Genomic DNA, 13,424 nt, shown 5'->3' on the forward strand with positions numbered 1-13,424 from the left:
CAGATAAAAGCTTGTTATAATAGAGGAATGAAAAAGATTTTAATTGCGGATGATGATCGTTCGATTTTAACCTTACTTTCTTATAATTTTAGACAGAGCGATTTTGAAGTTACAACTGTCAGTGATGGCAAACAAGCTCTGGATAAGGCTAAGAGAAATCATTACGATTTAATTTTGCTGGATTTAATGATGCCCGAACTCTCTGGTATTGAAGTAACGGAAATTTTGCGAAAAAAGCAAAATTTCACACCTATTTTGATACTCACTGCGCGTGATGACGAAGAAATGAAACTGACTGGTCTTAATTCAGGTTCAGATGAATACTTGGACAAAGCAACACCTATGAAAGAAATTATTGTCCGAGTAAATGCGCTCATTCGACGCCACCAGCACTATAATAAAACGATTGAAAACGAAAAATCCGCGGAAAAATCTGGTATTAAATTTGACCGATTGGAGCTTGATTTCACTAAAAAAGTTTGTATCTTTGATGGACAACCTTTAGAGCTAACTAAACGTGAATTTGAAATTTTAGAACTTTTAATTGAGCGCTCAGGCGATGTGATTTCGCGTGAAGAATTGCTGCAGCACTTTTGGGGGATTTCTTCCGCTGCCGAAACGCGAACTATTGATGTTTTAATCAGCAAAATTCGTAAAAAGTTAGACAATCAATTTATAAAAACAAAACGAGGATTTGGGTACTACTTCTCTGATGAAAAAGATTAAGCTAAAAAATATTGTCCTCTCGACAATCATTTATCTTGTTGCGACTGTGATTCTGCTTGTTTTTCTCAACATTCAGATTCTAAAAACAGATACCAATCGTGTCTTGCACACCATTGATACTACGAAAACGCTCCTCGCAGAAAATCCAAATTCTGCGCTTCCTAACAAGTTTCAGTATCTTCCTGCAGGTACACACAACCAAGAAACCGCAAAGATTGAAGAGGGCGCAGACTATGCACAATCTGTTAGCCGTCACTCTATTGAAATTACAAGCCCTATCCGTGTTGACGGTGTGATAACAGGTTACCTTCACGCTGAAGACAGTCGCACTTCACCTTGGTTTACCAACATGATGGTCGGTGGCTTTGCTTTGATTGTTTACCTTGCCTGTGCTTCTTACGTTTTTGTTCATGCCAGACGTAATTATCTTTTCACTCAAGATATTGTCGCTAAAATCAAAAACATCGAGCGTAGCCCTCTCACGCAAAGTTATTTGATGAGCGAAAACGATGATAAAGTAACTCTAGCGCTAAATTCTCTGGGCGAATACATCCAAAATCAAATTTTATCGCACAGTGAAAAGAAAGAGAATATTTACGAATTCATTGAACTGTTCCAATTTCCTATTTTCATTTACAATGCTAAAGGAAAAATTCGTAAAACAAACGCTTCGTTTAAAAATGAATTTGCGGATACACACAACCTTGATATTTTCAGCCCTTATGCTGACTTTTTGAGTTTCTTAGTGGATAAGATGCTTAATCCGACCACACAAGAGAAGAACTTTTACTTTGAGAACATTAATGCTTATTATCAAGTACGTATCTCACCTTTACCAGACTTGGACAACCGCTTCTTAGTCACTTTACTTGATATAACAGCATTTAAGCGAACACTAAATGCCCATAATGAACTGATTGCTAATGTCAGTCACGAACTGAAGACACCTTTAACTTCAATTAAAGGATTTGCTGAGTTACTGAAAGATGACACACTTTCTGAAGCAGACCGTCATGAGTTTTCCCACATTATCAGTAAAGAAAGCTCACGCTTGATTGCACTCGTTCAAGACACGCTTCTTTTAACCAAACAAAATATTCATATCGACAAGAAGAAAATTAATCTTGCCACACTTGTCGAGGAGATTTTAAACACTTCACAACCCTTGCTTGATGAAAAGCACTTGTCACTTCAGACAGATATTGCTCCCATCTCTCAAGTTACCAACCGTCAGATGGTGCATAGCATTTTTGAAAATTTAATTGAAAATGCGATTAAATACACGGATGATCATGGAAAAATCTACGTTGGCCTCCATCAAAACAAGAAAAAAGTTGTTTTCACCGTCACAGATAACGGTCCTGGTTTAACAGAAATTGAAAAATCACGTATTTTTGAACGTTTCTACCGTGTAGATGAAAGCCGTACCCAAGTCACAGGAACTGGTCTAGGCTTGTCTATCGTGGACAAAAACGTCCGAGAACTTCAAGGACACATCGAGGTAATCAGCGTTCCGGGTAAAGGAACGACATTTACTGTTACTTTATAAAAAGAAAAAAGACTTCTATAAAGAGAGTCTTTTTTCTTTTTAACGTTCCAAATAAAACTCAAATCGATCTCCAACATACTGAGACAGGACGTACTCAAATGCGCGACCATCGGCCAAATAAGAAATTTGGGTAAGTCCTAAAATAGCATCGCCTGACTTAATCTTAAGATATTCAGCAACTTCGGTACTGACTTTTTTAGCGGAAATAATCTGCTGACTACGCTCAATTTCATAGCCTGCTTGTGTCAGTGTGTTAAAAAAGTTAGAGGTAATATTTTTCTTTTCAAAAGATTTTACCACATCATAAGGAATACTTGCAACTTCATAACAGATGGGGACTTGATCTGCATAGCGCACACGTTCCATCCGGATAATCGTTTGTTCTTTCGAAATTTCCAGCTTCTCGCACTCGACTTCGTTAGGCAAAGTTTTGAGGTAACTTAAAACTTCAGTTGACGGTGTTTTTCCCTGTGCAGTAATAATTTCTGTAAAGGAGGTTGTACCCCGCATCTTTTCGCGCACCCGACGACTAGCAACATACGTCCCACTCCCCACACGGCGTTCCAAGATTCCTTCCTCGACAAGCGATGTTACTGCTTGCCGCGCAGTCATCCGACTTACGCCAAAGCGCTCAGCTAAATCTCGTTCACTCGGCAGCCGTTCACCAATCTTCCAAACTGCTTTTTCAACTTCTTCTTTGATTGCATCATGAATTCTTATATAATTTGGAACATTGCTTCTTTGCATGGTGTCTCCCTCTGCCTTGTTTTTTTATTATTATATACCAATTTCAAATAAAAAACCAGCTATAATAGCTGATTTATATAATTGGTATAATTATTTTGCAGGGACTGTGATCTCACCATTGATGATTTTTTCTTTAGCAGTTTCAACAGCTTTCCATGCTTCATCGGAAGTATTGTTACGTGCGAGAGCTACACCTGAGTTTTTCAAGTCGTACTTAAGAATTTCACCACCAGGGAATTTGTTGTCTTTAGTTTTGTTTGAAACGTCTTTGACAACATTACCTACTTCTTTAAGTGTAGAAGCTAAGACGAAGTTAGATTCTTTACCATCTTTAGATTTAAAGTCACCTTCAGATTCTTGGTCACGGTCTACACCGATAACCCAAACTTTGTCTGCTTCGTTCTTTGTTTCGTTAAGGACACGTGCTTCTGTGAATACACCAGTACCTACACCACCAGCTGCTTGATAGATAATATCTGCGCCGCCAGAGTACATTGCTGAAGCGATGGTTTTCCCTTTACCTGCATCGCTAAATGAACCTGCATATTGCACATCTACTTTGATGTTTGGATTAACAGATTTAACACCTTCTTGGAAACCAACTTGGAAGGCTGTGATGATATCTGATGCAATCCCTCCGATGAATCCAACATGGTCAGTTTTTGTCGTTTTGGCTGCTGCAACACCGGCAAGATAAGCTGATTCTTGGTCAGCAAATGTTGCTGAAACAACGTTTTCTTGATTTTCAATCACAGAGTCAATAATTGCAAATTTAGTGTCTGGATTATTTTTAGCAGCTTGTGAAGTTGCTTCTTGGAGGCCGAATCCAATACCGAAAACTAAGTCATATCCACCAGATACAGCTGAGTTGAAGTTCGCTGTGTAGTCAGAAGCTGAGTTAGATTGGAAATAGTTGATACCTTTACCTCTTGAAAGGTTGTTTTCTTTACCCCATGCTTGCAAACCTTCCCAAGCTGATTGGTTGAATGAACGGTCATCAACACCACCAGTATCGGTAATCATCGCTACATTGAGATCTGTTTTGGCTTCACCACCTGAAGCTGCGTCACGTCCACGGCATCCTGCCAGAACTGCTACTGATGCAAGTGCAAGAGCACCAACTGCGAAAATACGTTTATTCATGGAAACGTTTTCCTCCAAATTTAAAAATTTTTAAAACTCTCGCAAGTAAGAGTTTTTATGTATAAGTTTATTTTAAGATATTTTGCATATTAATTCAAGTCAAAAAGAAAGATGTAGCATTTATCCACATCTTTGTTCGGAAATAGCTTTTTTTCTGTCAATTTTAGAATTTTATTCCAGTTCTTTAAAGGAATAAGGCAACAATTGCCCCACTGATGTCTCTTTAACTTCCCCCATTTTTGAAAGAAGATAAACCGGCATATCAGCCTCACAAAATTCAGATACGACTTGACGGCATGCACCACAAGGACTGATTGGAGCAGCCGTTTCTCCATAAATATACAGACTTGAAAATTCCAAATGATCTTCGGACACAGCCTTAAAAATAGCTGTTCTCTCTGCGCAATTGCTCAAGCCAAAGCTCGCATTCTCAATATTACATCCTTGATAAACTTTACCATCCGTAGTGACTAGCGCTGCACCCACAGGAAAATTGGAATAAGGGACATAAGCATGACTGCTTGCTTCGCGTGCTGCTTCAATGAGTTCTTTAGTAGCTGGCATTGGCAGTTTCACCTTCCATGATAGCGACACCTGAAGAACAGCCCAAGCGGTTTGCGCCAGCTTCAATCATGGCTTTGGCATCTTCAAGATTACGGATACCACCTGAAGCTTTGACACCCATATCTGGTCCAACGGTTTCACGCATCAATTTTACATCTTCAACTTTGGCACCAGCTGTTGAAAAGCCTGTTGATGTCTTAACAAAATCAGCGCCCGCACGTTGTGCAGCTTGACAAGCTTTGACTTTTTCTTCATCTGTCAAAAGACTTGTTTCGATAATAACTTTAAGGATACGACCATCCTTAACGGCATTAACTGCTGCAATATCACTTTCCACTAAGTCCCATTTGCCGTCTTTAGCTGCACCAATATTAATCACCATGTCTACTTCGTCTGCACCTTTTTTGATGGCATCTGTGGCTTCAAAGGCTTTGACTTCTGAAGTATTTGCTCCGAGAGGGAAACCGATAACTGTACATACTTTTGAAACTTCATCTTTAAGTTGTTCAGCAGCAAAAGCTACCCAAGTTGGATTGATACACACACTAGCAAATTCGTATTTTTTTGCTTCATCAATGATAGCTTGAACTTTTTCTTGTGTTGCATCTGCTTTGAGGATTGTGTGGTCAATGTATTGATTGATTTTCATTTTTAGGTCTTCTCCTAGTTATTATTTATTATGCGAACTTTTAAGTACGCTTTAGTTGTGAACGTTAAAATCTATTTGGGCTTGCGACTTTTAAGGTAAAGCATACCAATAATCGTATAAACCGAGATAAAGATAAGAATAAAAAGTGTAACTTTGAGCAGCGTATTCTGGGCCCAAAGATTCATTCCAATTGCGCCAAGTACAGCGGCTGTTACACTTTGGAGTGCTTTTATTCCGTTAGGAATAGGGGGAAGTTCATTTTTCATCAGCGAATAATTTCCAAAATTTCAGGGGCATGAACTTGCTGGTCAGAAATTTCGATATTGTCCTTAAACTCCGCAATCAAATCGGAAGAAATGGCACGATTGCTATAAAGTGTAGCAATAAGATCACCTTTTTGGACGGGGTCACCCACTTTTTTCGCAAGGTTAATACCTGCTTCAAAATCGATTGTATCTGTCTTGGTCGCTCTTCCAGCTCCTAGCTTCATCGCAACAATACCGACACCCATTGCTTTTTCTTGTGAGATAAAACCTTCACGCTCAGCATAGATCTCAACAGTATGTACCACATTTAATTCTGCAGTCAAATGCTTAAATGCTGTTGCATCTCCGTGTTGTGCTTCACACATAGCAAGGAATTTAGCATAAGCTTTACCATTATCAAGGTTTTCGATGATTTCTGGAACAGTTTTTTCTACACCTGCTAACGCAAGCATAATTTGAGCCAGTTCCGCGATAAAGTGACGGAATGCCGATGTACCTTTTCCATTTAGCGTATTCACGGCTTCCGTAATTTCATTACGATTACCAATAGCATGTCCTAACGGCTGGTTCATATTGGTCAAAACTGCTACTGTTTCACGTCCAACAGCCTTGCCTAAGTCTACCATCGTGCGGGCTAAGAGGCGCGCATCTTCGATACTTTTCATGAAAGCACCATCGCCGACAGTTACATCAAGCAAAATAGCATTTGAGCCAGAAGCAATTTTCTTAGACATGATAGAGCTTGCAATCAATGGAATAATATCAACTGTGGCTGTCACATCCCGAAGTGCATAGAGAAGTTTGTCTGCTTTAACCAACTCATCAGACTGACCAATCACAGCGATTCCTGAATTCTTTACTTGGGCAATAAAGTCTTCTTCTGTTTTTTCAATTTCAAATCCGGGAATAGACTCTAACTTGTCTAAGGTTCCACCGGTATGTCCCAAACCACGGCCGGACATTTTAGCGACAGGGACATCAAAGCTGGCTACTAAAGGTGCTAAAATAATCGTTACTTTATCACCTACACCCCCTGTAGAATGTTTGTCTACCTTCACACCAGGAATGGCTGACAAATCAAATTCTTTACCTGAGACAACCATGGCCATGGTCAAGTTGGCTGTTTCTTCTGTCGTCATACCTTTAAAATAAATCGCCATAGCTAGTGCTGCCATTTGGTAATCCGGAACTTCGCCCGTTGCATAACCAGAGATAAGCCAATCGATTTCAGCCTTCTCAAAGTGGCCGCCATCACGTTTTTTTTGAATCAGGTCTACCATTCTGTAGGTCATAGTTTCTCCTTATAACTTCTTAAAATGTAATATCCTTTATCTTTAGCGACAATCTCGCAATTGCCAAAGACATCCTTCATTTTCTTTTGTGCACTCGGTGCTCCCTGTTTTTTCTGAATAACGATCGTTAAATGCCCGTCATCATTTAAATGCTCATAGGCGTCGGATAAAATAGTGTGGACCACTTCTTTCCCCGCACGAATAGGGGGATTAGAAATAACAGCATCAAACTTTCCTTCAACATTATCATATATGTTTGATAAAAAAATACCATTGACTTCTATATTATTTTTATCAGCATTTTTCTTAGCTAAATCAAGGGCGCGGCTATTTACATCTACAAGTGTGGCTTTCAAGCCATATTTTTTTGCTAAAGTTAAAGCTAGGGTACCATAACCACAACCGACATCGAGCAAAGTCTTCGCTCCTTCTGGTTGAAAATTATCCAGTAAAACACGTGAACCGTAATCAATAGCGTTTTTAGAAAATACACCTGCATCTGTCAGAAAGTGGAGGGGAAGCCCTAAAAGTTCAACCGATAGTTCCTGCACGTCATGTGCTAAATCTCGATTGTCTTCATAATACATATTTGTTTTTACCATTACAGTTTATTTTATCACAAAATATTTCATTTTTTCTGGGAAAACCTTTACAGATAGAGAGGAAGGATTAGAAAACCCTTACATTCTAATCTTGTTTTTTCAAACAAGTCGGAGCTTCCTAGCTTGGATACTGCTTAGGTTTAGGGCTTTCTTGATAATTTTATAAAGTTAATCTTGCTGTTAAAACAAGTCTCTAAACACAGCCGACAAGCAAAATATGCTAAAATATCTTTATGAATAAATTCATCAATTATGATGAAATTTCGCGAGAAACGTGGCAAAATCTCTACCTTTCTTCAATCGTGCCTTTGACAAATAAGGAGCTCGATGCCATTCGTTCACTCAATGATGAAATTTCACTCCAAGACGTTATCGATGTATACTTGCCTTTAATTTATCTGGTCCGCCTCTATAAGAAAAATATTGAAGATTTAAGCTTTTCAAAAGGCTTATTTTTACAAAAAATTGTTAAAACGCCGCCATTAATTATCGGAATCTCCGGTTCTGTTGCAGTTGGAAAATCGACTGCAGCTCGCCTTGTTCAACTTCTTTTATCCCGTGAATTTAAAAAATTAAGCGTAGAACTTGTGACAACCGATGGCTTTCTTTATCCTACAGCCGTTTTAGAAGAGCGAAACATGTTAGACCGTAAAGGATTCCCTGAAAGTTATGACATGGAGCACCTCTTGAACTTTCTTTACCGCGTAAAGAACGGTGAAACATGTGAGATTCCGATTTATTCCCACGAAAATTACGATATCCTCAAAGATCAAACCCAAACGATCGATCAACCTGACATCTTAATTGTCGAAGGGATAAATGTTCTCCAAAATCCACAGAGCGAGCATCTATATGTTAGTGATTTTTATGATTTTTCTATTTATGTCGATGCGGATGAAGCTGTGATTGAAAGATGGTATTTGGAGCGTTTTGACAGTCTACTCAAACTTGCCGAAAATGATCCAAATAATTATTATCACCAATTTACAAAAATGCCTTACGATGAAGTGATGCAGCTAGCGCGTCAGACTTGGGCCAATACAAATTTGCCTAATTTGCGTGACTACATTGAGCCCACTCGCAATCGTGCGGAAGTCATCTTACACAAAACAGAGAATCATTACATTGATAAAATTTATTTGAAAAAGTTTTGAAAAAGCATAACATTAATTTACTCTTTAATTAAAAATGCTGTATTTTTGTATCAAACGTTTTTATAATCTGTTCTTTTATGATAAAATATTTTAATATTAATTTTTAGGAGGCCCACTTGTCTGATAAACAACTTGAAAAAATTATCGTTCTTGACTATGGTAGTCAATATAATCAATTGATTGCGCGTCGCATTCGTGAAATCGGTGTTTTCTCAGAGCTGATGAGTCACAAAGTCACAGCTCAAGAAATCCGTGAAATAAACCCTTTGGGGATTGTACTTTCTGGGGGTCCTAACTCTGTTTACGACGAGGGTTCATTTGATATTGATCCTGAAATTTTCGAACTTGGATTACCTATTTTAGGTATCTGCTATGGTATGCAACTGATTAGTCACAAATTAGGTGGTAAAGTTGAGAGTGCTTCTGAAAGCGAATATGGTGTTGCACCTATCGAACTTAAAGCAAAATCTGAACTTTTCGCTCATACTCCTGAAACACAAGATGTTCTCATGAGCCACGGTGACCGTGTTGTTGAAATCCCTGAAGGCTTCCATGTGGTTGCTACTTCTCCAAATAGCCCATTTGCAGCGGTTGAAAACACAGAACGTAACATTTACGGTATTCAATTCCACCCTGAAGTACGTCACTCTGTATACGGAACAGATATGCTTCGCAACTTTGCTTTAAATATTTGTGGCGCTAAAGGTGATTGGTCAATGGAGAGCTTCATTGACATGCAAATTGAAAAAATCCGTGAACAAGTGGGAGACAAAAAAGTCTTGCTTGGTCTCTCTGGTGGTGTAGACTCATCTGTAGTTGGTGTGCTCTTACAACGTGCTATCGGTGACCAATTGACTTCAATCTTTGTGGACCATGGTTTCCTTCGTAAAGGCGAGGGTGATCAAGTGATGAACATGTTGGGAGACAAATTCGGCTTAAATATTATCCGTGTTAATGCTGAAGAACGTTTCATGAATAAGTTAGCTGGTGTGTCTGATCCAGAGAAAAAACGTAAAATCATCGGTAACGAATTTGTTTACGTCTTTGATGATGAAGCTTCTAAACTTAAAGATGTTAAATTCCTCGCTCAAGGTACCCTTTATACAGATGTCATCGAGTCAGGAACAGATACTGCTCAAACAATCAAATCACATCACAATGTTGGCGGCTTGCCAGAAGATATGCAGTTCGAATTGATTGAACCTTTAAATACTCTCTTCAAAGACGAAGTTCGTGCCCTTGGTACAGAACTTGGTATGCCTGATGAGATTGTATGGCGTCAACCATTCCCAGGACCTGGTCTTGCCATTCGTGTTATGGGTGACTTGACACCTGAGAAAATCGCGGTCGTCCGTGATTCAGATGCTATTCTTCGTGAAGAAATCGCTGCTGCTGGATTAGACCGTGATGTATGGCAATATTTCACTGTTAATACTGGCGTTCGTTCAGTCGGTGTAATGGGCGATATTCGTACTTATGACTATACACTCGCTATCCGTGCCATCACTTCTATCGATGGTATGACAGCAGAGTTCGCCAAACTTCCATGGGATGTTTTACAAAAAATTTCAGTACGTATCGTTAATGAAGTGGATCATATCAACCGCGTCGTCTACGATATTACCTCTAAACCACCTGCAACTGTTGAATGGGAATAATTCCTAGGTAAAACAAATAAAATAGAAATAAAAAATCGCTCAACAGAGCGGTTTTTCTTTTGTCTGAATCGTTAAATTTGGCACAAAATAATCCCCCAACCTTATTGCTGAGGGATAGAGTTTATTATTTTTTACACTGCTATTATAACATCAAGAAAGCGTTATCGCAAGTGTTAAATAATTTTATTTTATCAAAGAATTAATGCAAATTAACTTAAGCTTTTTCAAGTTCGAACAGGGGGTTTTTAGGAATTTCTTGCTTTTTAACTTCTTTCCAACTCAAAACGCCTTTTTTCTTATTGGTTACGACTTTCAAATAGTCATAATGTTTTAAACTATATTGTGCCGTAAGCTTTATTTCTTGCGATTTTCCTTTTTCATCAAATCCAATGACGGAATATTTATATTTTGTAACGTGACCATTATCCGATTTTTTCATTTCAATTTTTTCACCTTCTTGAATTTTCACGAATAAATTCTTGCCACCATGCTCTGAATTGTGCCATACAGAATTTCCAACTATTAAAACTATAATTGCAACCAGGCCAAATACAACTCTTTTCATTATAAAATCCTTTTACTTATTTTTCCTGTAAAAACTATTATATAATGCTTCGCCCTTTTTTTTAAGGAAAACGACTCAGAATTCAGAAAAAAATTTTATAAGCAAAAAAGCTCTCCTGAGGAAAGCTTTTTTGCTTATTTGACAACCATAACGTTACAACGCGCATGATCAATAACATATGCTGTTGTAGAACCAACTAATAAACGGTCAAAGGCGCCTTTACCAGTAACACCAATAACGATTAAATCAATATCATTTGCTTGAGCAAAATCTACGATTTCTTTTTTTGGGGAACCTTCCACTCGATATGCCTTAAACTCTACCTGTTTCTTGATAATTTCAGAAGCTCTTTCAATGATTGCCCGTGATTGCTCTTCTAAATTTTCCAAGATAAGTGGTACACCATAAGCTGAACCATAAAGTCGCACATCGTCTTTGACATTCAAAACAAATAGCGATGTTTCATTGCGTGCTGCAATTTTTACAGCTTCACGTACTGCTTTGTCAGATTGTTCTGAACCATCAACAGCTACCAAAATGTTTTTGTATTTTTCTCTCATAAAAAGCCTCCCTTTTCTAAAATTATCAATTTAATTCCTGTATAATTATATTTTAAATTAAAAAGAGAGAAAAAGATAATAATATGGTTGGAAAATTAAAGAAAAATTTAGTTTCTACTTTAATTAGAAGCACTTACTTTGTTGGTCGTGTAATTTCAAATGTATGACCTAAGCTTGTATAGGCTCTCCCTGACAAGCGCGCAATGGGATCAAGTTCTTTCGCTTTAATATAGAGTCTTTCCTCATCAATGACAGAATCATCCATAAGAATATTTTTTACTTCTAAGAGCATTAATTGGCTTGTTTTTCCTACTGGAATATGCTGATGGAGCACAACCTCTAAACGGGCTTTAGCATTTTCTATAGCAGGTACTTTTACTTCTTCTGATGCTGTAATTTTAATGTCGAATTTTTCAATTTCACTTTCTGTAGCAGTGAGAGGTGCTGATGTTTGATTCATGGCTTCAACATTATCCATATTGACCAGATGGATGACACCTTCCTTTGTTTCCAAAAGGTTTCTAACAGAATCTTTCATCTCTGTCATAGCAATGGATACAATGACTGGATCTTTTGATACGACGTTAAAAAAACTAAAGGGCGCTGCGTTGACAAGCCCTGTAGAATTTTGGGTTGTCAACCATGCAATCGGTCTTGGAATAACGAGTCCTGAAATTAATTTGTAAGCATCAGTACTGCTCATATCTTCTGGTTTAAATACTTTCATTCTTTCTCCCTATACGACGTTCTTTAATTTTTTCCATAGTCCACAGTGGTTCTAATTTTCTATCTCGAAATGCATCTGACGTATCCAAACGTCGTAAAGCAGCTGCAGTTCGTGCCTTTTCCGCTTCTGCTCCTGGAAAGAGATGCGGAGGCAAACTTAGTGAGAGACCTGCCTCGTCTGAAGTCTCATCTATCCAAAAGCCTGAGGTTACGAGCGCTTCTTCGTAACTATCAACCTTGGCTTGCCCGGATTGTACCATATCTAAGGCAGCAATACCCGGAGTATCTGTAGCGATTTCGAAAAGCACACCGGGTGCAACATTTACATATTCACTGGAAAAATAAAAACGTTCTACTAATCCCGAGTGAGGCATCATATAAGATTTGACACGCTCAATCCAATATCTAAGGGTATCAGGATTAGCTGTACGAAAAGCGACATGATGAACCGTGCCATAGCCTTGATATGCTCTCTGTGCTTCTTTATCCTGATCAATGATAATAGAAGCACCATTGCCCCCCTTCGCTACCTCAAAAAGAGTGAAATTATTTTCAGTAGCACTCTTGCGAAATCCAAAAACTTCTGCGAGCAATTGATGAATAATATTTACTTCTGCGAGCTTAATGAAAACAGGTCCTAAGCCTACAATAGCATGCTCAACTTCTACATTTGAAAGTTGCCAAGGTTTACCTGGAGCAAGGACACCTTGATTTTTTTCGTCGGAAATCAATTGGTACCGCTGACCATCAAAATCCTCAAACTCAAGATATTTTTTACCAAAGCGTTCTGCCACCAAACCATGTGGCACAGCTGCCGCTTCAAATCTTTGATGCCAGTATTCTAAAGATATATCTTGAGCAACACGAAAAGAAATACGGTCAATGCTATTGATACCGTGGCTACCGGCACCTATTCCAGGGAAATCAAAAAATGTCATATCCGTACCAGGATTTCCCTCTTCATCCGTAAAATAAAGGTGATAGGTGTCGTAGTCATCCTGATTAACGGTAAGTTTTGCCAGTCGCAGTCCTAAAATATTTGTAAAAAAATCATAGGTCTTTTGGGCACTTGAAGTAATCGCCGTAACATGGTGTATCCCTCCCAGTGCAAATTCCGAATTTAGTTTTGTCATAATTATTTTCCTTGAGTTAGTGTTTACACTTGTAAATCTTATCTTCATTATATCATGTCTTACATAATTTTCAAACAACTTGCATTAAAA

The 13,424-nt window shown here is 38.3% G+C and carries 15 protein-coding genes; 4 read left to right on the forward strand and 11 right to left on the reverse strand.

Going from position 1 to position 13,424, the window contains the following annotated elements; genetic code table 11:
* Positions 1-27: 27 nt before the first annotated feature.
* Positions 28-726: a response regulator transcription factor gene (locus J0J36_RS05890; RefSeq protein ID WP_004256833.1), complete on the forward strand. Its 699-nt coding sequence runs from the start codon at positions 28-30 to the stop codon at positions 724-726.
* Positions 695-2,275: a cell wall metabolism sensor histidine kinase WalK gene (locus J0J36_RS05895; protein WP_019292340.1), complete on the forward strand. Its 1,581-nt coding sequence runs from the start codon at positions 695-697 to the stop codon at positions 2,273-2,275. The genes J0J36_RS05890 and J0J36_RS05895 overlap by 32 nt, the downstream gene beginning before the upstream one ends.
* Before the next feature lie 39 nt (positions 2,276-2,314).
* Here the strand turns inward: J0J36_RS05895 and J0J36_RS05900 are convergent, their stop codons facing one another.
* From J0J36_RS05900 to J0J36_RS05930, 7 genes are all read right to left on the reverse strand, one after another.
* On the reverse strand, positions 2,315-3,022 hold the full coding sequence (locus J0J36_RS05900; RefSeq protein WP_004256827.1) for a GntR family transcriptional regulator: 708 nt from the start codon (positions 3,020-3,022) through the stop codon (positions 2,315-2,317).
* A gap of 90 nt (positions 3,023-3,112) precedes the next feature.
* Entirely contained in the window at positions 3,113-4,165 is a 1,053-nt protein-coding gene (locus J0J36_RS05905; protein WP_019292341.1) for a BMP family protein, read from the reverse strand.
* A 171-nt stretch (positions 4,166-4,336) separates the two neighbouring features.
* Positions 4,337-4,729 (reverse strand): cytidine deaminase, encoded by a 393-nt coding sequence (locus J0J36_RS05910; protein WP_004256817.1) that lies wholly within the window; start codon positions 4,727-4,729, stop codon positions 4,337-4,339.
* A complete protein-coding gene (gene deoC / locus J0J36_RS05915) occupies positions 4,716-5,378 on the reverse strand; it encodes a deoxyribose-phosphate aldolase (RefSeq protein ID WP_004256814.1) in 663 nt (220 codons plus the stop codon). The genes J0J36_RS05910 and deoC overlap by 14 nt, the downstream gene beginning before the upstream one ends.
* A 71-nt stretch (positions 5,379-5,449) precedes the next feature.
* Positions 5,450-5,644 carry a hypothetical protein gene (locus tag J0J36_RS05920; protein WP_014024941.1) on the reverse strand — a complete coding sequence of 65 codons (195 nt, stop codon included), beginning with the start codon at positions 5,642-5,644 and terminating at the stop codon, positions 5,450-5,452.
* Positions 5,644-6,936 (reverse strand): pyrimidine-nucleoside phosphorylase, encoded by a 1,293-nt coding sequence (locus J0J36_RS05925; protein ID WP_153925078.1) that lies wholly within the window; start codon positions 6,934-6,936, stop codon positions 5,644-5,646. The genes J0J36_RS05920 and J0J36_RS05925 overlap by 1 nt, the downstream gene beginning before the upstream one ends.
* A complete protein-coding gene (locus J0J36_RS05930) occupies positions 6,933-7,538 on the reverse strand; it encodes a class I SAM-dependent methyltransferase (RefSeq protein WP_153925081.1) in 606 nt (201 codons plus the stop codon). The genes J0J36_RS05925 and J0J36_RS05930 overlap by 4 nt, the downstream gene beginning before the upstream one ends.
* A gap of 233 nt (positions 7,539-7,771) precedes the next feature.
* Here J0J36_RS05930 and coaA point away from each other — a divergent pair, with 233 nt between their 5' ends.
* Positions 7,772-8,692 carry a type I pantothenate kinase gene (coaA, locus tag J0J36_RS05935; RefSeq protein WP_019292344.1) on the forward strand — a complete coding sequence of 307 codons (921 nt, stop codon included), beginning with the start codon at positions 7,772-7,774 and terminating at the stop codon, positions 8,690-8,692.
* Between the two features lie 116 nt (positions 8,693-8,808).
* Positions 8,809-10,350 (forward strand): glutamine-hydrolyzing GMP synthase, encoded by a 1,542-nt coding sequence (guaA, locus tag J0J36_RS05940; RefSeq protein ID WP_017370164.1) that lies wholly within the window; start codon positions 8,809-8,811, stop codon positions 10,348-10,350.
* Positions 10,351-10,564: 214 nt separating this feature from the next.
* On the opposite strand, the gene J0J36_RS05945 is transcribed toward guaA, so the two are convergent.
* From J0J36_RS05945 to J0J36_RS05960, 4 genes are all read right to left on the reverse strand, one after another.
* Positions 10,565-10,915, reverse strand: coding sequence for a YxeA family protein (locus J0J36_RS05945; protein ID WP_153925085.1), 351 nt, complete (start codon positions 10,913-10,915; stop codon positions 10,565-10,567).
* 134 nt (positions 10,916-11,049) lie between these two features.
* Complete coding sequence (locus J0J36_RS05950) at positions 11,050-11,475, reverse strand: universal stress protein (RefSeq protein WP_014024946.1); 426 nt, start codon at positions 11,473-11,475, stop codon at positions 11,050-11,052.
* Positions 11,476-11,608: 133 nt separating this feature from the next.
* Complete coding sequence (locus J0J36_RS05955) at positions 11,609-12,202, reverse strand: flavin reductase family protein (protein ID WP_019292346.1); 594 nt, start codon at positions 12,200-12,202, stop codon at positions 11,609-11,611.
* Positions 12,189-13,412: a VOC family protein gene (locus J0J36_RS05960; RefSeq protein ID WP_019292347.1), complete on the reverse strand. Its 1,224-nt coding sequence runs from the start codon at positions 13,410-13,412 to the stop codon at positions 12,189-12,191. Before J0J36_RS05960 ends, J0J36_RS05955 begins: the two co-directional genes overlap by 14 nt.
* Between the last annotated feature and the right edge of the window lie 12 nt (positions 13,413-13,424).

Source organism: Lactococcus sp. LG1074, from assembly GCF_017309525.1.
Taxonomy (GTDB): domain Bacteria; phylum Bacillota; class Bacilli; order Lactobacillales; family Streptococcaceae; genus Lactococcus; species Lactococcus petauri.